This is a genomic window from Bradyrhizobium sp. Pha-3, assembly GCF_042258325.1.
Taxonomy (GTDB): domain Bacteria; phylum Pseudomonadota; class Alphaproteobacteria; order Rhizobiales; family Xanthobacteraceae; genus Bradyrhizobium; species Bradyrhizobium elkanii.
This window is the reverse complement of record NZ_CP170151.1, coordinates 3,492,505-3,511,912: the sequence shown is the minus strand read 5'-3', so window position 1 is coordinate 3,511,912 and position 19,408 is coordinate 3,492,505. Positions and strand designations below refer to the sequence as shown.

Genomic DNA, 19,408 nt, shown 5'->3' with positions numbered 1-19,408 from the left:
GCCGAATTCCGCAGATCGCGTTGCGGCCGCGACATGTTGACAATCGCAGGCACCGCGTCAAGTTTCGTGCGGCAAGCGGCCACCAGCGTCGCGCGAGCAGGGAGAACAGGATGGCGGCCGCGGAACAAGCCTCGTCCAAAGATAAAGCCAAGGACAAGTCCCAGGATGCGGCGACGACCTGGCACGGCATCGTGCTGCAGACGCTGAAGCGGAACGAGATCAAGCTCGTGCCCTATGTGCCCGACCGGGTGCTGACCACGCTGATCAAGGACCTGCACGTCGATCCCTATTTCACGACGTTTCCGACCGCGCGCGAGGAAGAAGCGGTGGGCATCGTCTCCGGTGCCTGGATGGCGGGAACGCGCGGCGCGGTGCTGATGCAAACCTCGGGCTTTGCCACGCTCGCCAACGTGCTGGCCTCGCTCGCGGTGCCCTACCAGATCCCGCTGATCATGTTCGTCTCCGAGCGTGGCACGCTCGGAGAGTTCAACTACGGCCAGGCGCTGGTCTGCCGCACCATGCGCCCGGTGCTGGATTCGCTGGCCATGGAACATCACACGATCACGCGGCTCGACGAGCTCGAATTCATCGCCGACCGCTCGATCAAGCAGGCCGTCACCACCCAGGCGCCGGTGGCGCTGATCCTCTCGCCGCTGCTGACCGGCGGCAAGACCTTCGACAAGTGAGATCAGCCATGACCAGCACCCACGCGCGCAACACCAAGGTGATGAACCGCTTCGAGCTCACCCAACGCCTCGTCGCCGGGCTCAAGGACGAGGCCGTGATCGGCGGCATCGGCAACACCAATTTCGACCTCTGGGCCGCCGGCCATCGCCCGCAGAATTTTTACATGCTGGGCAGCATGGGCCTCGCCTTCCCGATCGCGCTCGGCGTCGCACTGGCGCAGCCGAACCGGCGCGTGTTCGCGCTGGAAGGCGACGGCTCGCTGCTGATGCAGCTCGGCTGCCTCTCGACCATCGCGACGCTGGCGCCGAAGAATCTCACCATGGTGGTGATGGACAACGGCATCTACCAGATCACGGGCGCGCAGCCGACGCCGGCGGCGGGCCATACCGATATCGTGGCAATTGCCCTCGCGAGCGGGATCGTCAACAGCTCCTGGGCCGCCGACGAGGACGATTTCGAGCGGCTGATCGAACAGTCGAAACAGGCCTCCGGTCCGACCCTGATCGGCGTCCGCATCGACGACAAGCCCGGCACCGGCACCACCCGCCGCGATCCGGTGCAGATCCGCGAGCGGTTCATGCATGGGATGGGGGTCAGGCAGCTGCTGTAGGGCAAGACCCGGCGGCCGCGCATCCGTCATTGCGAGGAGCTCGCGACAAAATTGCGGAGCAATTTTGCGCTGAAGCGACGAAGCAATCCATGCATCCGTGCATGCGGTTGGATGGATTGCTTCGTGCGCTCGCAATGACGGCAGTCGGGCCCTCGCGTGAGTCGGCTCAATTCAACCTCAGCTCCGTGATATGCCGGGGATCCGGCGCCAGCTCGCCGCGTTCGACGCGCTTGACGATGTCGGTCAGCGCGGCATTCGCCGCGCAGGCGATGCCGAGCTTCTCGCCTTCGCGGACCACGAGGCCGTTGAGGAATTCGATCTCGGTGCGGCGGCCCTTCTGCATGTCCTGGCCCATCGAGGGACGCTGCGCGGACGAGGTGCGCTTGGCATCCTTGAAGCGCTGCTCGTCGCAGGCGCGCGTCGCGGCTTCGTCGCCCTCGCCGGCCCGCGCGATGGCCTCGGGCGGCAGATGCAGGATCTCCTCCAGCTGATAGCCCTGCGCCTGACCGACGCGGATCGCCTCGCTGCCGAGCCGCGTCGAGAAGCGGCGCAGCGGTTCGCTTTGCAGCACCTCGCCGCCCGCCAGACCAGTGCAGGCCGAGAGCCCGTTGCCCATCACGTTGGCGACGAGCTTGGACCAACGCTCGCCCCAGAGATTGGAGGTGACCTTGGCGCTGTCGGAATAACCGACCAGGCGGCACACCTCTTCGGCCCGCGCGGTAATGCGGCCATGAACCTCGCCGGCGCGAAACACGGTGTGCGCCGCGCCGCCCTTGCCGGCGCCGCGGTGGATATGGCCGGGCGCCGGCAGATTGACGGTGATGCTGCTCGCGATGCAGCCGAGCGTCTTGCCCCAACCGACGATGCCGGCGATGGTTTCCTCGTTCATGCAGTTCTGCAGCGAGACGACGTAGCCATCCGCCGCCAGATATTGCCGGATCAGCATGGTGGCCCAGGCGGTGTCGTAGGACTTCATGCAGACGAAGGCGATGTCGACCGGTTTTTCCTTTGCCAGTTGCTGCGCGTCGGTGACATCAAGCGCGCGCACCGGCACCGAGAATTCCGCGACGTCCATCGCGTGCGTGACGCGCAGCCCGTGCTTGCGCATGTGCTCGACATGCGCGGGCCAGGGATCGATGAAGGTGACATCCTCTCCAGCCTGCACCATGTGCGCACCGGCGTAGCCGCCGACCGCACCCGCGCCGACGATCGCGATCTTCCGAGCCATGCTTCCATCCCCTGCTTTTGACCAAGGCAGACGCTTGCTGCGTCCGTCCATTGCCGACCAGTCTAGGGGATCGGGCCGTCAGGCCAACCGGCCGCTTCATGAAAAAACGGGCCTGTGCCATGCCGGTATTCATGGGGCCCACGAAAATCCCCGCGGGCGACGGGCCCGCGAGGATCTTCGTAGTCAGAAGTCTCGATGCGATCAGTCGATGATCTTGACGATCCGGCGGGTGCGCGGCTCGACGATCACGCGGCGGTCGTTGACGACGGCGTAGCGATACTCGGTGTAGCGCGGCACCGGGCGCAGCACGACGGTGTCGGGCAGCGGCTCGCCGACCACGACGCGTTCACGCACCACCACCGACGGCTCGTTGCGCGGGATCGACGTGATCACCGCATTCGGAATCTCGAGGCCGGCGCCGACCGCGGCACCCACCGTGCCGCCGACGATCTCGCCGACCGGTCCCGCGATTTCGCCACCGGCCCGCGCGCCGTTCGCGGCGCCCGCCGCAGTCGTGGACTGCGCGAAGGCTGAACCGGACGCGAGCAGCGACGCAGCAGCGACAAGGGACACAGCAAAACGCTTGTTCATGATTCTCCTCCTCCGAATTGATCGATGCCCCCTCAACATCGCAAGCAACGAGAACGTTCCAGTTCCAATGCTGCAACCCGCGCAACTCCAGTTCCGCGCGCAATTCGCTTGATTCCAGCACGAATGAAAATGCTGCTCCGGACAATGTCCGAAGCAGCATTCATCCTGCGTTCAGATTGAGGGATCGTTCAGAACAGGAGCGCGCTGCGCGCCGTTCATTCCGGCGGTTTTTGATCGGCTCGCCGTCTTGGAGCTCTTCGTCTTGGCGGCGGTGCAGCTGAAGGCTTGATGCGGATTCGCATCGTCCCGCCCTTCGACTCGATCTCGAAAGCGTTGGTCCTGCGCACCAGCTCGCCGAGGGTGCGGAAGCCGTAGGTCCGCTGATCGAAATCCGACGCGAAATTGGCCAACTGCCGTCCGACCTCGCCAAGCGTTACCCAGCCGTCCTCGCTTGCCATCTGGCCGATCATCTTCTTGAGGATGGGCGTGGCGGCCTCCGGCGGCTGTAACGGCTGGGCCCGCACGGCGGCATCCTGATTACTCGGCGCGCCGCCGCGCAGATTCTCAGTATAGACGAACCGGCGGCAGGCCTGCCGAAAACTCTCCGGCGTCTTCTGCTCGCCGAACCCGAACACGTCGATGCCGTGTTCACGGATGCGGGCGGCAAGCCGGGTGAAATCGCTGTCCGACGACACCAGGCAGAAGCCATCGAACCGGCCGCTGTGCAGCAGGTCCATGGCGTCGATCACCAGGGTGATGTCGGATGCGTTCTTCCCGGTCGTATAGGCAAATTGCTGCTGCGGGATAATGGCGTGCTTCGACAGGATGTCGGCCCAGCCCTTGGACCTGGGATTGGAGAAGTCGCCGTAGATGCGGCGCACGCTGGCCTCGCCGATCTTGGCGATCTCCTCGAACAGCCCATCGGCGATCTTTGCAGATGCATTGTCGGCGTCGATCAGGACAGCCAGACGCGGCGAACGGAGTTCGGAAGGCATGGCATTTCTCGGCTGGGACGGGATGAATGGACAATTCCGCAGACAGCTGCGGAACCGGCGCGACGTCGTATCGGAGCACATCGCGCGTCCCAAGCATAGGCTCAGTGCATCGCCGGACTTTCGCGGCGATGGCAAGCCTTGAGGCGGCGAGGTCAGATCACCTCGCCCAGGTCGATCGCCCGCCTCGCGAACTCGATGGCCTTCTCGGCGGTGATCGCGTCCGCTGTGGTCGTCGCCTCGTCGCGCACCGACGGCGGCGAAGCGATCCGGATCTTCTTGCCGTTCGAACGGCGGATGGTCGCGCGCCAGCGATCGACATCGCGCCGATAGGCGTCGATCACAAAATCGCGATAGGTGACGCCGCTCATCAGCGGCTGAATCGATACCGCTTCGACAGTGGGCGGCCGGCTTGCGATGTCGCGCACCATCTCGACAATCGTCTCGACGGCATGCTCACGCGTGACGCCGGTCGCGTCCCTGAGCAGATAGCTCACCGCCGCGCCGATCTGCGCCCTCGCGCGATCGTCGCTCGCAAAATCCAAATCGGCCTGAACTGACATATGGGGAAAACGCCTCCGCCCGACGCAACATCGGATACCTCCAGGCATCCGGTACCTTGCAACCACGTGACGTTTAGTCGGCTCCCCATTAAAGCCGGATTATCCGTTAGCCCCCGATTTCTCGGATGCCGTTAACCGGCTCTTGATTCCGCTTCGCAGGATGCCCGAAACGGCAAGGATGGTCGACCGGACCACGGGAGAACCGCGCTACGCGCCGATTTGTCCGCCCCCCATCCGGCGCCGCAGCCCGGGCCGCGCCGTCAATTCACGCGTGATCACCAATTGACATATCACTGCTATTCGTGTGACATTTTATGAAAAGGCCGAAAAGAGCCCGTCAGCATCCACTTGGGGAGGCAGCAATGACCATTTCCGACGTCACCGCAGCAGCCGGAAGCCGGGCTCCGGCCGTTGCGCGAACCGCGCAGGCGCAGCAGGTCGCCGACATCGCGGCACGGCTCGAACGCCTGCCGCTGACCTCCTATCAGCGCTGGATCTTCGGAATCATCGCGACCGCGTGGTTTTTCGACAGCATGGACCTGGCCGCGCTGACCTTTGTGCTCGGCTCGATCCGCCAGACCTTCGGCCTGTCGACGGCGGAAGCCGGGCTGCTGTCCAGCATGAGCTTCCTCGGCATGTTCGTGGGCGCCGCGTCCGCCGGCCTGCTCGCCGACCGTTTCGGCCGCGCCCGCGTCTTCCAGGTCAGCATGATCTTCTGGGGCTTGGGCAGCCTGTGCTGCGGTCTCTCGACGACGGCGACCGCGCTCGGCGCGTCCCGCCTGCTGCTCGGCTTTGGAATGGGCATGGAGTTTCCGGTCGCGCAGTCGATGGTCTCGGAGATCATGCCGGCGCGCAACCGCGGCCGCTACATCGCGTTCCTCGAAGGATTCTGGCCGCTTGGCTTCATCGCGTCGGGCCTGCTGACTTACTTCGTGCTGCAGGTCGCCGACTGGCGCTGGGTCTTCATCCTGCAGGCGATCCCGGCCGTCTTCGTGCTGGTGGTGCGCCGCTTCGTTCCGGAATCGCCGCGCTGGCTTGCGTCCCACGGTTATTCGGAGCGGGCCGAAGCGACCGTGCGCGACATCGAATCCAGGGTCCGCGATCGTCTCGGCGGCAAGGACCTGCCGCCGGTGGTGCGCCAGGCCGCCGCCCCAGCCTCCGAAGTGACCGGCCTGAGGACGCTGTTTTCGGGCATCTACGCCAAGCGGACCACGATGTTGTGGACCCTGTGGTTCTTCGCGCTGCTCGGCTTCTACGGCCTGACCACGTGGCTCGGCGCGCTGCTGCAGGCCAAGGGATTCCCGATCACCAAATCGGTGTTCTACACCATCCTGATCTCGCTCGCGGGTATCCCCGGCTTCCTGGTCTCGGCCTGGCTCGTCGAATCCTGGGGCCGAAAGGCGACGCTGGTGATGAACCTGCTCTGCGGCGCGATCGCCTGCCATTTCTACGGCTCGGCGGCGGACCAGACCCAGCTCATCATTGCCGGCCTCTGCATGCAGTTCTTCCTGTTCGGCATGTGGTCGGCGCTTTACGCCTATACGCCCGAACTGTACCCGACCCATGTCCGCGCGACCGGAACGGGCTTTGCTTCCGCGGTCGGCCGAATCGGTTCGCTGATCGGCCCCTACGTGATCGGCGTGATCCTGCCGGCGGCCGGACAAGGCGGCGTATTTGCGCTCGGTGCCGGCGCATTCGTGGTGGCGGCGCTCGCGGTGCTGTTGCTCGGCGAGGAAACCCGCGGCCGGACGCTGGAAAGCATTTCGCACTGATGGGCGCGCTGCGCGCCGTCCGATTCGGCTTAGGCCGATCGACCGGCCTTGTCATTGCCATCAGCCGTGTGAGATATCTGCTGTACAGCAGCACTCACGATCCTGATGGCACATTCGAACAAACGATCCAGCACGGTGCGCGCGCGCACAGCAGGAAGCCGCCGGCCGGCACGGCAATCGTCCGCCGCCGGCGACAAGCCGCGCGGTTCCGCGCCGGCCCCTCTCCCGCAAAGCGACGTCACGCTCACCGATCGCGCCTATGCCGAGCTGGAAGAGCTGATCGTGACGCTGCAACTGCCGCCGGGCACCGCGCTCTCCGAGCTCGTACTCGCCAAGCGGCTCGACATCGGCCGAACCCCGATCCGCGAAGCCTTGCAGCGCCTGTCGCGCGACGGTCTCGTCAACATCCTGGCCCGCCGCGGTGTGCTGGTGTCCGAGATCGACCTCAGGGCCCAGCTGCGCCTGCTCGAGGTCCGGCGCGAGCTGGAACGGCTGATGGCGCGCGGCGCCGCCGAGCGCGCCACCAGCGAGCAGCGCACGCAGTTCTCCGAGATCGCCGCCGGCATGCGGCGCGCGGCGGAGGAATCCGACGATCTGCTGTTCATGCGGCTGGATCACCAGTTCAACACACTGATCTCCACGGCGTCGCGCAACGAGTTCGCCTCCCGCGCGATGGGCCTGATGCATGGCTTGTCGCGCCGGTTCTGGTACCAGCATTACAAGGAAGCGGCCGATCTGCCGCTCGCGGCGCGGCTGCATGCCGACGTCGCCGAAGCCATCGCCGAGCGCCGCGTCGACGCCGCGGGCGCGGCCTCCGACGGCCTGATCGACTACATCGAAAGTTTTGCGCGTTCGACGCTGTAACGGCTCTCAGAGCTCGACGACCGTGCGGATCGAACGTCCGCGCCGCAGCGCCTCGAAGCCGTCATTGATGCCGTCGAGGCTGCAGCGGCCGGTGATCAGTTCGTCGAGCTTGAGCCGGCCGTCGAGATAGGCCTGCGCCAGCAAGGGAAAGTCGCGCCGTGGCCGCGCGCCGCCGTAGCTCGAGCGGCGAAATCGCTTCTCGCCCATCAACGCGCCCCAGCGAAAGCTCACGTGTGACGTCGATCTTGCCGAGCCAGATCACCTCACCGCCCGGCCGCACCGCCTCGGCGGTCTGCCGAAACGCGTTGGGATGGCCCGCCGCTTCGAGGATGACGTCGGCGCCCCGGCCGCGCGTCGCCTCTTTTGCGAAATGGACCGGGTCCTCGCGGGCCGCGTTGACGACGTGCGTGGCGCCGAGCTGCCGCGCCAGCGCCAGCTTTGCATCATCGAGGTCGACCGCGATAACAGCACCGGCGCCGGCAAGCCGTGTGCCCTGCACCGCTGCCAGCCCGACCGCGCCGCAGCCGGTGACCATCACGGTATCGCCGTGGCCGATGGCGGCGACGTTCAGCGCGGCGCCGACGCCGGTCATGACGCCGCAGCCGATCAGGCACGCGCGGTCGAACGGAATGTCGTTCGGCACGACGATTGCCTGCTGCGCCGGCAGCACGACATATTCCGAGAACGCGCCGAGGAACATCAGGTGCGCCAGGTTGCGGCCGTCCGCGAGCTGCGCCTTCGACGCGCCGTCGAAATGCACGCCTTCCGCGCCCCGCGCGAGATAGGTCTCGCACAGGATCGGCTGCGCGCGGTCGCAGTGGAAGCAGTGCCCGCAATGCGGATTCCAGGACAGGATGACACGATCGCCGACGCTGATGTCGCGGACCGCGCTGCCGATTTCCTCGACCACGCCGGCCGCGTCGTGCCCGAGGATCATCGGCAAGGGATAGCGCAACGACCCGTCGATCACCTCCAGATCGGTGTGGCAGAGCCCCGCGGCGCGCACCTTCACCACGACATCGGTCGGCATGGGCGGCGCAAACGATACGCGCTCGATGGAGAGCGGCGTTCCGCTTTCATGCAGCACCGCGGCGCGGCAGGTCAGGGTCATCTCAAGAATTCTTTGCCGGAGACATCAGCACGGGCTCAGGCCCTCTGTCCGGACCGCAGCGCCGCGACCGCCTCGTCGAGATCAGCCGAGGTGAGTTCCCATTCATTGTCGAAATTGGCGACGACGCGCCGCATGAAGCTCTCGTGCAGCGATTTCGCGGCAGCGGCATCGTGCAGATGATCATAGAGCAGCGCGAAGGCCAGTTGTGCCGGCTCGGGCCCCTCGTAGCTCCATTCAAAACCGTGTTCGGTGAGACGAAGCTGGTCGTAATGCGGTGACAGCGGCTTGCCGTCGACCAGCACCGAAATGCCGTCGATGGTGCGGTCCCCGGTATAGCTCGCCATCGCGATCCTCCCTGTGCTGCAGCATCATGTCACGATCCCGGCGGTCGCATCTTGAGGTCCTTCTTGACGACCTCGGGGAAGATCCACATCGCGACCGTGGCGAACACGCCGAGGAAGGCGACCGCATAGCTCGGTCCCTGCTGGCCCAGATAGACCATGAAAAAGTATCCGCAGGCCGCCGTGGCGAGGCACGCCAGCGACAGCATGAGCTTGATGTGACTTGGCATCGAGACCTCCCTTCAGATCATCCACGTGTACAGCGACGGCGCCGCCACGCGGACCAGCAGCGCGAGCGCGGCGATCATGGCGCAACAGGACAGCCGCAATCCCGCGCGTCCGTCGCGCCACCATTCCGGCAGCGACTGAAACAGCCCGGGCAGAAACAAAAACAGCACGCCGCCGACGACAACGACGGTAGTCCAGCGCAATTCGGCCAGCGCGAACGCCAGCGTGCCGGCGAGCAACATCACCCACACGATGGTCGTCATCGTCACCGGCAGAACGGCACGCCCGCGCAGCGGGTACATCCCGGCCAGTTGCAGGAAGCCGATGCAGCACACGCTCCACAACAGGCCGAACCAGGCGAGACCTGCGAGATTGGGTTCAAGCTGCGGCATGCGGCACCGATTGCTCCTTCGCCACGACCCGCGGCGTCCGCGCCGTCCGGCGCATGTCCGTCTTCACGTAGCGCGTGCTGTAGCCGTTGAAGATGTGGCCAAGCAGGCCGCGATTGAGGTCGGAGGTGCCGAACACATAGTCCATCACCGGGAAGGTCAGGTTCATGTTCCGCTCCATCATGATCGACTGGTTGTGATGGGCGGTATGATGCCGACGGATGGTGTTGACGAAGGGCATGTTGCGCACGAAGGCATTTTCCTCGACGTGGCAGCAGAAGTGCATGAATTCGTAGATCAGGTACATCGAGGTCGTCGTGGTGATCAGCAGCCAGCCGGTGTTGGCCGAGATCACAAGGCCCGCGACGATCGCCGGCAGGATCGACATCAGGGTAAACACCACCAGCGCATAGGGCGGAAAGAAAGTGACGCGCCAGTCGTGATGATCGGCAAAGCGCATCTCCTCCTCGGTGAAGAATTGATGGTGCATCAGCGTGTGACGGCTGTAGACCGCGCGCAGCAAGGGCACATTCGAGGGCCGGTGCATGACGAAGCGGTGCACCGCCCATTCGAAGAAGTTTGCGATCAGGAAGACCACGGGAATGGTGAGGTATTCCCACCACCGCACGTCGTGCACATTGGCGAGATAGACGTACAGCGCCGTGAAGCCGATCGTGTAGATCAGCACGACATGCAGCCAGCCATTGTACCAGCCCACCACGCGCTCGCGATAGGTCGCGCGATATTTGCGCTGGCGGTCAGTCATCCCTGTTGCAGCCAACTCCATCGTGGGTCCTCCATCGCGCGTTAACTGACATATCAGTAGCACATCAGATGCGGAAGGCAAGCTGCCTTCGGCGGTCGCGGGTGGTTCCGGAAAAAGAAGATTGGTGCACGGAACCCGCGGGAGGGTCAGGAAAGCCTGGCTCGGTTTCGCGCGATCGGGCTGATCGCGCCCTTCCCGCTCATCTCGGCGGCACGTTGCAGATGGGGGCAGCCCAAAGAAAAGGCCGCCCCGGACGGTGTCCGAGGCGGCCTGTGGTATTCGACAGATCAGAAGATCAGAGCAAGCCCGCCCCGCGCGCCCACTTGTACTTGGCGCCGAGCACCTCGACCGGGAGTTCGGTCGAATAGGCGTAGGCCGGGATGCCGTGCTGGTAGAGATATTCGGCGGCTTCCTCGACCTCGACGTCGCCGGCGAGCGAGGCGACGATCGGCTTGACGAAGCCCTTGGCCTCCATCTCCTTCTTCACCTCGACCATGTTGCGCGCGAACACCATCGGCGGCGTCACGATGGTGTGCCAGTAGCCGAGGATCAGCGCGTGGATGCGCTCGTCCGACAGGCCGAGCTTCACGGTGTTGACGTAGGTGATCGGCGGCTCGCCGCCGGTGATATCCACAGGATTTCCGGCCGCGCCGAACGGCGGGATGAACTTGCGGAACGCCGCATCCAGATCCGGCGGCATCTGCATCAGCGACAGGCCGTTGTCGACCACGGAGTCCGACAGCAGCACGCCGGAGCCGCCGGCGCCGGTGATGATCAGCACGTTCTCGCCCTTCGGCGTCGGCAGCACCGGCACGCCGCGGGCGAATTCGAGCAGCTGCCGCAGGCTGCGGGCGCGGATCACGCCCGACTGCTTGAACACGTCCTCGTAGATCTTGTCGTTGCCGGCGAGCGCGCCGGTGTGCGACGAGGCCGCCTTCGCACCGGCCGAGGTGCGGCCGGCCTTGAGCACGACCACCGGCTTCTTCTTGGAGACGCGCTTGGCGGCCTCCGCGAAGGCGCGGCCGTCCTTCAGGTCCTCGCAATGCTGCGCGATCAGGTTGGTGTTGGGATCCTGCTCGAAGAAGGCGAGCAGATCGTCCTCGTCGATGTCGGACTTGTTGCCGAGGCCGACGATCGCCGACACGCCCATCTTGGCGGAGCGCGAGAAGCCGATGATCGCCATGCCGATGCCGCCCGACTGCGACGACAGCGCGGCGTGGCCCTTGACGTCATAGGCGGTGCAGAACGTGGCGCAGAGATTGGCCGGGGTATAATAGAAGCCGTAGATGTTCGGCCCCATCAGGCGGATATTGTACTTCTTGCCGACCTCGACGATCTCGGCCTGCAACTCGGGCGCGCCGGCCTCGGCAAAGCCCGAGGGAATCAGCACCGCACCGGGGATTTTCTTCTCGCCGCATTCGGCGAGCGCGCCGGCGACGAACTTCGCCGGGATCGCGAACACCGCCGTGTCGATCACGCCGGGCACGTCCTTGACGCTCTTGTAGGCCTTGTAGCCGAGGATTTCGTCGGCCTTGGGGTGGATCGGATAGATCTCGCCCTTGTAGCCGCCGTTGATGAGGTTCTTCATCACGGAGTTGCCGATCTTGCCGTCCTCGGCGGAAGCGCCGATCACCGCAACGCCCTTCGGCTGCATGATGCGGTTCATCGCGGCGACGATTTCCTCGGTCGGACGCGGCGCCGGACGCGGCTTGTAGTTGAAGTCGACGACGATGCGGACGTCGGCGGCGATCGCGTTCTTGCTGGTGGCGAACACCGGGTTGAGGTCGAGCTCAACGATCTCGGGGAAGTCGCTGACCAGCTGCGACACCTTGACGATGACGTCGGCGAGCGCCTCGCGATTGACCGGATCGCCGCCGCGCACGCCCTTCAGCATCTCATGCGCCTGGATGCCGTCGAGCATCGACAGCGCGTCGTCCTTGGTCGCGGGCGCGAGGCGGAAGGTGATGTCCTTGAGGATCTCGACCAGCACGCCGCCGAGGCCGAAGGCGACCAGCTTGCCGAACGAGCCGTCGGTGATGGAACCGACGATCACCTCGGTGCCGCCGCCCAGCATCTGCTGGACCTGGATGCCCTCGATCTTGGCGTCGGCCTTGTACTTCCTGGCGTTGGCCAGAATGGTCTCGTAGCTCTTCTCGGCCTCGGCGGCGCTCTTGACGCCGACCACCACGCCGCCGGCCTCGGTCTTGTGGAGGATGTCGGGCGAGACGATCTTCATCACGACCGGGAAGCCCATGTCGGAGGCGATGCGGGCGGCCTCGGCCGCCGACTTGGCGACGCCCTCCTTCGGCACCGGAATGCCGTAGGCGTCGCACACAACCTTACCTTCGGGCGCGGTGAGGCTCGTGCGCTTGTCGGCCTTGACCGCATCGAGAATTTTGCGGACCGCATCCTTCGAATTTGACATTGGCTTCCTCCTGGGACAGATTTCGTGGCATTTGGTATGCCAAAAACGCAATTGTCAAGGTCGGTCGAGGTCCAAAAAGATCGAAAAATATAGGTAGCTTGACATTCTGGTATTTGGCATGCCAAAAATCTAAGGTAATTTCTTCTGCTAAGAAGACGTCTCCAAGAGGAGGAGACGAGTCGTGCCAGAACCGAAACAGACCAAGGCGTCGCCCACCATGGCTGACACAGATATCGCCATCGTCCGGATCGCGCCGGAGACGAGCTTCAAGAACAAGGCCTATGAAGCCTTGAAGGAAGCGATCCTGAAGATGGACATCTACGCGACGCCGGAGCCGGTGATGCTCGACGAGCGCGCACTGTCCGAGCGCCTCGGCGTCAGCCGCACGCCGATCCGCGAAGCGATCGCGATGCTCGAGCAGGACGGCTTCGTGAGGACCGTGCCGCGCCGCGGCATCGTCGTGGTCCGCCGCACCAAGGCGGAGATCGTCGACATGATCCGCGCCTGGGCGGCGCTGGAGAGCATGGCGGCGCGCCTGATCACGACCACCGCGCGCAAGAAGGACATCTCGGCGCTGCGCGACTTCTTCAAGGACTTCAGCGACGATCGCCTGCCGCAGGATCACGTCGAGGAATATTCCAAGGCCAACATCGCCTTCCACCAGGCGCTGATCTCGCTGTCGGAATCGCCCGTTCTGGTCGACCTCACCAACGACCTGCTGCTGCATGTGCGCGGCTATCGCCAGCTCACGATCGGCCGCAAGGACCGCACCGCGACCTCGCTGCCCGAGCATCTCGGGATCATCGAGGCGCTGGAAGCGCGCGATACCGAGCTTGCCGAGAAGCGCGCGCGCGACCACACGCTTGGGCTTGCCGCCTATGTCGAGGCGCACGGCCAGGAACTGTTCACCTAACCACTTAGAGTCCACACGCTTCAGACGACAATCAGATCGTCCGAACAAAGAACGATCAGGGAGACGATGCCGATGCTGAATACCGCTACGAAGTCCGAGGCACCGGGCACCGAGCAAGAACTGACCGATGGCTTCCATCTCGTCATCGATGCGCTCAAGCTCAACGGCATCGACACCATCTATGGTGTGCCGGGTATCCCGATCACGGACCTGGGCCGCATGGCCCAGGCGGCGGGCATTCGCGTGCTCTCGTTCCGCCACGAGCAGAATGCCGGCTATGCGGCGTCGATCGCCGGCTTCCTGACCAAGCGGCCCGGCGTCTGCCTCACGGTGTCGGCGCCCGGCTTCCTCAACGGCCTCACCGCGCTCGCCCACGCCACCACCAACTGCTTCCCGATGATCCTGGTCTCGGGCTCGTCCGAGCGCGAGATCGTCGACCTGCAGCAGGGCGACTATGAAGAGATGGATCAGCTCGCGATCGCCAAGCCGCTGTGCAAGGCCGCGTTCCGCGTGCTGCACGCCCAGGACATCGGCATCGGCCTCGCGCGCGCGATCCGCGCCGCGGTGTCGGGCCGTCCGGGCGGCGTCTATCTCGACCTGCCCGCAAAGCTGTTCTCGCAGGTGATGAACGCCGACGCCGGTCAGAAGTCGCTGGTCAAGGTGATCGACGCCGCGCCCGAGCAGATCCCCTCCCCGTCTTCGGTCAAGCGCGCACTGGACGTCCTGAAGAGCGCAAAACGCCCGCTCATCATCCTCGGCAAGGGCGCGGCCTATGCGCAGGCCGACGAGGCGATCAAGAATTTCGTCGAGAAGAGCGGCGTGCCGTTCCTGCCGATGAGCATGGCCAAGGGCCTGCTGCCCGATCTGCATCCGCAATGCGCCGGTGCGGCGCGCTCGACCGTGCTGAAGGAAGCCGACGTCGTCATGCTGATCGGCGCCCGCCTCAACTGGCTGCTCTCGCATGGCAAGGGCAAGACCTGGGGTGAAGCTCCGAAGAAGTTCATCCAGGTCGACATCGAGCCGAAGGAAATGGATTCCAACGTCGAGATCGTCGCGCCCGTGGTCGGCGATATCGGCTCCTGCGTGTCGGCGTTCCTCGACGCCATGGGCGCGAACTGGACCGCGGCGCCCTCCGACTGGCTCTCGACCATCGCCAAGAAGCGCGACGAAAACGTCGCCAAGATGGCGCCGAAGCTGATGAGCAACGCTTCGCCGATGGACTACCACGGCGCACTCGGCGCGCTGCGCGCCATCATCGCGGAACGTCCGGACACCATCTTCGTCAACGAGGGCGCCAACACGCTCGACCTCGCCCGCGGTGTCGTCGACATGCACAAGCCGCGCAAGCGGCTCGACGTCGGCACCTGGGGCGTGATGGGCATCGGCATGGGCTATTCGATCGCCGCTGCGGTCGAGACCGGCCTGCCCGTGCTCGCGGTCGAAGGCGACAGCGCGTTCGGCTTCTCCGGCATGGAGGTCGAGACCATCTGCCGCTACAAGCTGCCGATCTGCGTCGTGATCTTCAACAATGACGGCATCTATCGCGGCACCGACGTCAACAGTGCCGGCGACGATCCGGCGACCACCGTGTTCGTCAGGGGCTCGCGCTACGACAAGATGATGGAAGCCTTCGGCGGCGTCGGCGTCAACGCCACCTCGCCGGACGAGTTGAAGCGCGCGGTCAATGCGGCGCTGGATTCCGGCAAGCCGACGCTGATCAACGCGGTGATCGATCCGGCGGCGGGCTCGGAGAGCGGCCGCATCGGCAACCTCAATCCGCAGAGCGTTCTGCAGAAGAAGAAGTAACCCCTAACCCCATCACTCCCTGCGGGTGCAGGGGCAGACAGAGTACGGAGCACACATTATGACCAAGGCGCTGAAGGGCGTTCGCATTCTCGATTTCACCCACGTCCAGTCGGGTCCGACCTGCACGCAATTGCTGGCCTGGTTCGGCGCCGACGTGATCAAGGTCGAGCGTCCCGGCGTCGGCGACATCACGCGCGGCCAGCTGCAGGACATCCCGAACGTGGACAGCCTGTATTTCACCATGCTGAACCACAACAAGCGCTCGATCACGCTCGACACCAAGAACCCGAAGGGCAAGGAAGTGTTGACCGCGCTGATCAAGCAGTGCGACGTGCTGGTCGAGAATTTCGGCCCCGGCGTGCTCGATCGCATGGGCTTCCCCTGGGAGAAGATCCAGGCCATCAACCCGAAGATGATCGTCGCCTCGATCAAGGGCTTCGGCCCGGGCCCGTATGAAGACTGCAAGGTCTACGAGAACGTCGCGCAGTGCACCGGCGGCGCCGCCTCGACCACCGGCTTCCGCGACGGCCTGCCGCTGGTCACCGGCGCGCAGATCGGCGACAGCGGCACCGGTCTGCATCTCGCGCTCGGCATCGTCACCGCGCTGTACCAGCGCACCCACTCCGGCAAGGGCCAGCGTGTCACCGCCGCGATGCAGGACGGCGTGCTCAACCTCGCCCGCGTCAAGCTGCGCGACCAGCAGCGCCTCGCCCACGGTCCGCTGAAGGAATACAGCCAGTTCGGCGAAGGCATTCCGTTCGGCGATGCCGTGCCGCGCGCCGGCAACGATTCCGGCGGCGGCCAGCCCGGCCGCATCCTGAAGTGCAAGGGCTGGGAGACCGATCCGAACGCCTACATCTACTTCATCACCCAGGCCCCGGTCTGGGAGAAGATCTGCGACGTGATCGGCGAGCCGACCTGGAAGACCGATCCGAACTACGCCAAACCGCCGGCCCGCCTGCCGCGCCTCAACGAGATCTTCGGCCGCATCGAGCAGTGGACGATGACCAAGACCAAGTTCGAGGCGATGGAGATCCTCAACAAGGACGACATCCCGTGCGGCCCGATCCTGTCGATGAAGGAGATCGCGGAAGATCAGTCGCTGCGCGCGACCGGCACCGTGGTCGAGGTCGATCACCCGACCCGCGGCAAGTACGTCTCGGTCGGCAACCCGATCAAGCTGTCGGATTCGCCGAGCGACGTTCAGCGCTCGCCGCTGCTCGGCGAGCACACCGACGAGATCCTGCGCGAGGTGCTCGGCTTCAGCGATCACCAGGTCGCCGAGATCCACGACTCCGGCGCGCTCGACCCGCCGCGCAAGCAGGCGGCCGAGTAAAGGCTCGCACTCAAGCAAGACACAAATGGCCGCGGGAAACCGCGGCCATTTTTGCGTTTGATTGACGAGACACTGCTGCGCAGTCCGACACCGGATTGGTGCAAGCTAGAAGGACCGTGAAGCAGCAACGATCTTGTTGGCGAAATCGTGCGTCGCGAAATGCGCCGGGAATACGAGATTGAATATTTTTAGGCTGCAGATGCCAACTTGAGCGCAGCTGCGTAAGCTGTGGTACAGCTGCACACTCTCGCCTCCAAGCATGGTGATCATCAGGTTGCCCGTGTCGAGCGTGCCTGGCACCACGCTCCCCAGGACAGCCTTTTCGTTTGGATGTGCCCCGAAGTCGATGCTTCGTTCGTAGAGTTCCTGGTAGACCTTGGCGACTTCCCTGTCGTCCTTCTCGATAGCGTCCCGAACCGCTCGGTTAGTAAACTGCTTGCGGATTTCCGCAAGATTTTCGTCTCGCTGCACCCATAGGCGGGACAGCTTGATATCCGTCGCGATCAACTTCGCGTACCCTGCATGCTCCAAGCACGAGCGCTGTAGAGCGAAGCTTTCAGCGGGAAGCGATAGCCCGATCATAACGGCAGCTCTAAAAGCGCTGAAAGACCGCAAGAGCAGCATCACTGGTACGAGAAGCTCAGCTTGCTTTGGCTTCAGCCCCTGCACTACCTGATGGAAGATAATGTCGATAGCCGACATACGGGCAGCAATGACATTGTTATTGCCGACTACAGCTATCGAGTTGTTCCAGCAATCTTCGATGAACTCAAACAGGTCGCCCGTCCATTCATCTGGGCGCGGCATTTCCAAATTCGTTGGCATCTATGTGTCCTGCAGAAACCATCTAGCCCACAGCAACGGAGACGCTGCTGCGTTGCTCATATCGAATAATTTGGAGGCCCTCCGGAATACCGGCCATTAGCGCATCAGCCTCACCAGCGCCTTCAGACAATCCCATAGCCGATCGACGACGCGCGAGCCGGACATGTCCAACAACGCCACCAGAGCGTCCATCGGCTCGGCCAGGGACGCGGCTGATGATCCGTAATCAATCCTCCTCCCCGATCAACCGCCCTCGCCGCCGTCGTCGCCGCCCTCATCGCCCGGCACATATTCCAGAATATCCCCCGGCCGGCAGTCCAGCTCGCGGCAGATTGCCGACAGCGTCGAGAAGCGCATCGCCTTGGCCTTGCCGGTCTTCAGGATCGACAGGTTCTGGATCGAAATGCCGATCGCGTCCGCGAGGTCTCCGAGGCGGCGCTTGCGCTTTGCGAGCATGACATCGAGGTTCACCACGATGGGCACAAGCATCACCCTCAGATCGTCAGATCGTTTTCGGACTGCAACAGGATGGCCTGCTCGATCACGAATTTCAGCGCCATCAGAAACACGCCGCCCGCGACGTTGCCGACGTCGACGCCGTAGCTCGGCAGGAAGAACTTGATGTCGCCGAGTTGATACAGCGCATAGGTCACCGCAACGGTCGTGATCGTATCCACAAACGGCCAGACCACCAGGAAGATCCCCATCCACCAGACACCCTGCAGCGTTTCGGACACGAAGATCCGCCCGTTGGCGAATCGGTTGACCATGCGATGTAGGATGCCGATCAGCACGGCGTAAAACGATACCCCAAGCGCGAACAGCGACCAGAACAGCACCTGGCCCTTGGCCGACATGGTGAGCGGGTTGGCGACGATGGCCGCGCACTTCGCCTGCTCGCCGATCAGGCTCTCGGCGATCGTCGCCGACGCCGTGGTGGTGCGGTAATAGGCCAGCCACAACACCACCGGCAGCGCCGCCCAGATCAACCAGAACGCCCGATCGAGCCTGCGAAACCAGAGCTGGCGCTGCTCACGAACCGATTTCCCCATCGCACCCATCCGAAAAATTCTTTGCCAAAAAAGCCGTTACGGCCGGATTGCATCATGCCTAGGCAATGTCATTGACTCAACCTTAAACGTGATTTACTTCATGTTTATCATGAAATTTTTCATGAAGAAGGTGGATGATGACGGTAATCCCAGACCAAAACGGCCTGCGCAAGGCTTTGAAGCAATTGATCCACGCTCACCTCACGCGCCGCCTGATCGTGGCCGCGTTCCACATCCCGCTGCTCGGCAGCCCCGCCGATGCCGCCAAGGCGAGCGACAAGGCCAACGATCCGGCCGGCGTCTGGCTGACCCAGTCCGGCGACGCCAGGATCAAGGTCCACCGCTGCGGCAGCGCGCTGTGCGGCCGCGTCGTCTGGTTGAAGGAGCCGAGGGATAAAGCCACCGGCAAGCCGCAGCTCGACGACAAGAACGCCGATCCCGGCCAGCGCACCCGGCCGGTGATGGGCATGTCGCTGTTCATCAACATGCAGTCCGCCGGACCGAACAAATGGGCCGGCCGGATCTACAACGCCGATGACGGCAAGACCTATGAGAGCTCGGTGACGCTGGTCTCGCCGGGCACGCTGAACGTGCGCGGCTGCATGGGAACGCTGTGCGCCGGCGAAGACTGGACGCGGTGAAGCGAATGCGGTGAAGGGACTTGGCCCCGACCCTTCATCGGCCAAGAAGAAAAGCAAACCCGCTCACTCGAGGCCGCCGCATTTGGGCGGCCTTCTTTTATGAACTCGTGTGCTGAATGCGAAGTTCGTGCGATTTCGCGGCAGCCACTTTCACGAACTTCGCATTCATAAAGCACACTAGAATCATAAGTTTGCTAGTGTCCTTATCGAATCCGAAGCTCGCTCCGAAAGTGCGGCAAATGATGCGAACTTCGGATTCGGGACACTA

Annotated in this window: 22 protein-coding genes; 9 read left to right on the top strand and 13 right to left on the bottom strand. The window is 64.2% G+C overall.

Translation table 11 applies throughout. The features are described 5' to 3' along the window. Positions 1-110 precede the first annotated feature (110 nt). A complete protein-coding gene (locus ACE10X_RS16270; RefSeq protein WP_038382144.1) occupies positions 111-686 on the top strand; it encodes a thiamine pyrophosphate-binding protein in 576 nt (191 codons plus the stop codon). An 8-nt stretch (positions 687-694) separates the two neighbouring features. Continuing rightward, positions 695-1,297 carry a thiamine pyrophosphate-dependent enzyme gene (locus ACE10X_RS16265; protein ID WP_038382145.1) on the top strand — a complete coding sequence of 201 codons (603 nt, stop codon included), beginning with the start codon at positions 695-697 and terminating at the stop codon, positions 1,295-1,297. A gap of 166 nt (positions 1,298-1,463) precedes the next feature. Here ACE10X_RS16265 and ACE10X_RS16260 read toward each other — a convergent pair whose 3' ends face one another. From ACE10X_RS16260 to ACE10X_RS16250, 3 genes are all read right to left on the bottom strand, one after another. Beyond that, positions 1,464-2,525, bottom strand: coding sequence for a ketopantoate reductase family protein (locus ACE10X_RS16260; protein ID WP_038382146.1), 1,062 nt, complete (start codon positions 2,523-2,525; stop codon positions 1,464-1,466). A gap of 201 nt (positions 2,526-2,726) precedes the next feature. Then, positions 2,727-3,116: a DUF1236 domain-containing protein gene (locus ACE10X_RS16255; protein WP_016842369.1), complete on the bottom strand. Its 390-nt coding sequence runs from the start codon at positions 3,114-3,116 to the stop codon at positions 2,727-2,729. A gap of 215 nt (positions 3,117-3,331) precedes the next feature. Continuing rightward, positions 3,332-4,072, bottom strand: a complete 741-nt coding sequence (locus tag ACE10X_RS16250; protein WP_375764582.1) for an NYN domain-containing protein — start codon at positions 4,070-4,072, stop codon at positions 3,332-3,334. Between ACE10X_RS16250 and ACE10X_RS16245 the strand changes: the two genes are divergently transcribed. Next, positions 3,987-4,253, top strand: a complete 267-nt coding sequence (locus ACE10X_RS16245) for a hypothetical protein (protein WP_375764680.1) — start codon at positions 3,987-3,989, stop codon at positions 4,251-4,253. The genes ACE10X_RS16250 and ACE10X_RS16245 overlap by 86 nt on opposite strands. Positions 4,254-4,263: 10 nt before the next feature. On the opposite strand, the gene ACE10X_RS16240 is transcribed toward ACE10X_RS16245, so the two are convergent. Beyond that, the gene (locus ACE10X_RS16240; protein ID WP_038382148.1) at positions 4,264-4,671 is read right to left on the bottom strand and encodes a hypothetical protein; all 408 of its coding nucleotides are present in this window, start codon (positions 4,669-4,671) and stop codon (positions 4,264-4,266) included. Between the two features lie 362 nt (positions 4,672-5,033). Between ACE10X_RS16240 and ACE10X_RS16235 the strand changes: the two genes are divergently transcribed. Together ACE10X_RS16235 and ACE10X_RS16230 are read left to right on the top strand one after the other, a co-directional pair. Further along, entirely contained in the window at positions 5,034-6,443 is a 1,410-nt protein-coding gene (locus tag ACE10X_RS16235; RefSeq protein WP_038382149.1) for an MFS transporter, read from the top strand. Between the two features lie 105 nt (positions 6,444-6,548). Further along, on the top strand, positions 6,549-7,307 hold the full coding sequence (locus ACE10X_RS16230) for a GntR family transcriptional regulator (protein ID WP_038382150.1): 759 nt from the start codon (positions 6,549-6,551) through the stop codon (positions 7,305-7,307). A gap of 61 nt (positions 7,308-7,368) precedes the next feature. On the opposite strand, the gene ACE10X_RS16225 is transcribed toward ACE10X_RS16230, so the two are convergent. The 6 genes from ACE10X_RS16225 to ACE10X_RS16200 all read right to left on the bottom strand — a co-directional run bounded on the left by ACE10X_RS16225 (position 7,369) and on the right by ACE10X_RS16200 (position 12,567). Next, on the bottom strand, positions 7,369-8,418 hold the full coding sequence (locus ACE10X_RS16225) for an alcohol dehydrogenase catalytic domain-containing protein (RefSeq protein ID WP_244435653.1): 1,050 nt from the start codon (positions 8,416-8,418) through the stop codon (positions 7,369-7,371). 35 nt (positions 8,419-8,453) lie between these two features. Next, positions 8,454-8,762 (bottom strand): DUF6166 domain-containing protein, encoded by a 309-nt coding sequence (locus ACE10X_RS16220; RefSeq protein ID WP_038382151.1) that lies wholly within the window; start codon positions 8,760-8,762, stop codon positions 8,454-8,456. Positions 8,763-8,791: 29 nt separating this feature from the next. Further along, entirely contained in the window at positions 8,792-8,989 is a 198-nt protein-coding gene (locus tag ACE10X_RS16215; RefSeq protein WP_024579640.1) for a hypothetical protein, read from the bottom strand. Positions 8,990-9,001: 12 nt separating this feature from the next. Further along, entirely contained in the window at positions 9,002-9,379 is a 378-nt protein-coding gene (locus ACE10X_RS16210) for a hypothetical protein (protein ID WP_038382152.1), read from the bottom strand. Further along, positions 9,366-10,163, bottom strand: coding sequence for a sterol desaturase family protein (locus ACE10X_RS16205; protein WP_028345230.1), 798 nt, complete (start codon positions 10,161-10,163; stop codon positions 9,366-9,368). The genes ACE10X_RS16210 and ACE10X_RS16205 overlap by 14 nt, the downstream gene beginning before the upstream one ends. A gap of 274 nt (positions 10,164-10,437) precedes the next feature. Further along, the gene (locus ACE10X_RS16200) at positions 10,438-12,567 is read right to left on the bottom strand and encodes an acetate--CoA ligase family protein (RefSeq protein ID WP_038382153.1); all 2,130 of its coding nucleotides are present in this window, start codon (positions 12,565-12,567) and stop codon (positions 10,438-10,440) included. Positions 12,568-12,784: 217 nt separating this feature from the next. Here ACE10X_RS16200 and ACE10X_RS16195 point away from each other — a divergent pair, with 217 nt between their 5' ends. From ACE10X_RS16195 to frc, 3 genes are all read left to right on the top strand, one after another. Beyond that, positions 12,785-13,480, top strand: coding sequence for a GntR family transcriptional regulator (locus tag ACE10X_RS16195; protein WP_051002642.1), 696 nt, complete (start codon positions 12,785-12,787; stop codon positions 13,478-13,480). Positions 13,481-13,552: 72 nt separating this feature from the next. Continuing rightward, a complete protein-coding gene (gene oxc / locus ACE10X_RS16190) occupies positions 13,553-15,286 on the top strand; it encodes an oxalyl-CoA decarboxylase (protein ID WP_038382162.1) in 1,734 nt (577 codons plus the stop codon). Positions 15,287-15,344: 58 nt separating this feature from the next. Continuing rightward, positions 15,345-16,622, top strand: a complete 1,278-nt coding sequence (gene frc, locus ACE10X_RS16185) for a formyl-CoA transferase (RefSeq protein WP_018270753.1) — start codon at positions 15,345-15,347, stop codon at positions 16,620-16,622. A gap of 105 nt (positions 16,623-16,727) precedes the next feature. Here the strand turns inward: frc and ACE10X_RS16180 are convergent, their stop codons facing one another. The 3 genes from ACE10X_RS16180 to ACE10X_RS16170 all read right to left on the bottom strand — a co-directional run bounded on the left by ACE10X_RS16180 (position 16,728) and on the right by ACE10X_RS16170 (position 18,499). Further along, complete coding sequence (locus ACE10X_RS16180) at positions 16,728-17,447, bottom strand: hypothetical protein (RefSeq protein WP_157787846.1); 720 nt, start codon at positions 17,445-17,447, stop codon at positions 16,728-16,730. A gap of 243 nt (positions 17,448-17,690) precedes the next feature. Further along, positions 17,691-17,936, bottom strand: a complete 246-nt coding sequence (locus ACE10X_RS16175; protein WP_080583200.1) for a helix-turn-helix transcriptional regulator — start codon at positions 17,934-17,936, stop codon at positions 17,691-17,693. Between the two features lie 5 nt (positions 17,937-17,941). Further along, positions 17,942-18,499 carry a DUF2975 domain-containing protein gene (locus ACE10X_RS16170; protein WP_038382165.1) on the bottom strand — a complete coding sequence of 186 codons (558 nt, stop codon included), beginning with the start codon at positions 18,497-18,499 and terminating at the stop codon, positions 17,942-17,944. A 134-nt stretch (positions 18,500-18,633) separates the two neighbouring features. Between ACE10X_RS16170 and ACE10X_RS16165 the strand changes: the two genes are divergently transcribed. Beyond that, positions 18,634-19,140 (top strand): DUF2147 domain-containing protein, encoded by a 507-nt coding sequence (locus ACE10X_RS16165; protein ID WP_085970463.1) that lies wholly within the window; start codon positions 18,634-18,636, stop codon positions 19,138-19,140. The last annotated feature ends 268 nt before the right edge of the window (positions 19,141-19,408 follow it).

Bases quoted from the DNA above. Each gene is read 5' to 3' on its own strand.
- ACE10X_RS16270 (WP_038382144.1), top strand. From the start codon at position 111: ATGGCGGCCGCGGAACAAGCCTCGTCCAAAGATAAAGCCAAGGACAAG.
- ACE10X_RS16265 (WP_038382145.1), top strand. From the start codon at position 695: ATGACCAGCACCCACGCGCGCAACACCAAGGTGATGAACCGCTTCGAG.
- ACE10X_RS16260 (WP_038382146.1), bottom strand. From the start codon at position 2,525: ATGGCTCGGAAGATCGCGATCGTCGGCGCGGGTGCGGTCGGCGGCTAC.
- ACE10X_RS16255 (WP_016842369.1), bottom strand. From the start codon at position 3,116: ATGAACAAGCGTTTTGCTGTGTCCCTTGTCGCTGCTGCGTCGCTGCTC.
- ACE10X_RS16245 (WP_375764680.1), top strand. From the start codon at position 3,987: ATGCGGCGCACGCTGGCCTCGCCGATCTTGGCGATCTCCTCGAACAGC.
- ACE10X_RS16240 (WP_038382148.1), bottom strand. From the start codon at position 4,671: ATGTCAGTTCAGGCCGATTTGGATTTTGCGAGCGACGATCGCGCGAGG.
- ACE10X_RS16235 (WP_038382149.1), top strand. From the start codon at position 5,034: ATGACCATTTCCGACGTCACCGCAGCAGCCGGAAGCCGGGCTCCGGCC.
- ACE10X_RS16230 (WP_038382150.1), top strand. From the start codon at position 6,549: ATGGCACATTCGAACAAACGATCCAGCACGGTGCGCGCGCGCACAGCA.
- ACE10X_RS16225 (WP_244435653.1), bottom strand. From the start codon at position 8,418: ATGACCCTGACCTGCCGCGCCGCGGTGCTGCATGAAAGCGGAACGCCG.
- ACE10X_RS16220 (WP_038382151.1), bottom strand. From the start codon at position 8,762: ATGGCGAGCTATACCGGGGACCGCACCATCGACGGCATTTCGGTGCTG.
- ACE10X_RS16215 (WP_024579640.1), bottom strand. From the start codon at position 8,989: ATGCCAAGTCACATCAAGCTCATGCTGTCGCTGGCGTGCCTCGCCACG.
- ACE10X_RS16210 (WP_038382152.1), bottom strand. From the start codon at position 9,379: ATGCCGCAGCTTGAACCCAATCTCGCAGGTCTCGCCTGGTTCGGCCTG.
- ACE10X_RS16205 (WP_028345230.1), bottom strand. From the start codon at position 10,163: ATGGAGTTGGCTGCAACAGGGATGACTGACCGCCAGCGCAAATATCGC.
- ACE10X_RS16200 (WP_038382153.1), bottom strand. From the start codon at position 12,567: ATGTCAAATTCGAAGGATGCGGTCCGCAAAATTCTCGATGCGGTCAAG.
- ACE10X_RS16195 (WP_051002642.1), top strand. From the start codon at position 12,785: ATGGCTGACACAGATATCGCCATCGTCCGGATCGCGCCGGAGACGAGC.
- oxc (WP_038382162.1), top strand. From the start codon at position 13,553: ATGCTGAATACCGCTACGAAGTCCGAGGCACCGGGCACCGAGCAAGAA.
- frc (WP_018270753.1), top strand. From the start codon at position 15,345: ATGACCAAGGCGCTGAAGGGCGTTCGCATTCTCGATTTCACCCACGTC.
- ACE10X_RS16180 (WP_157787846.1), bottom strand. From the start codon at position 17,447: ATGCCAACGAATTTGGAAATGCCGCGCCCAGATGAATGGACGGGCGAC.
- ACE10X_RS16175 (WP_080583200.1), bottom strand. From the start codon at position 17,936: ATGCTTGTGCCCATCGTGGTGAACCTCGATGTCATGCTCGCAAAGCGC.
- ACE10X_RS16170 (WP_038382165.1), bottom strand. From the start codon at position 18,499: ATGGGGAAATCGGTTCGTGAGCAGCGCCAGCTCTGGTTTCGCAGGCTC.
- ACE10X_RS16165 (WP_085970463.1), top strand. From the start codon at position 18,634: ATGATGACGGTAATCCCAGACCAAAACGGCCTGCGCAAGGCTTTGAAG.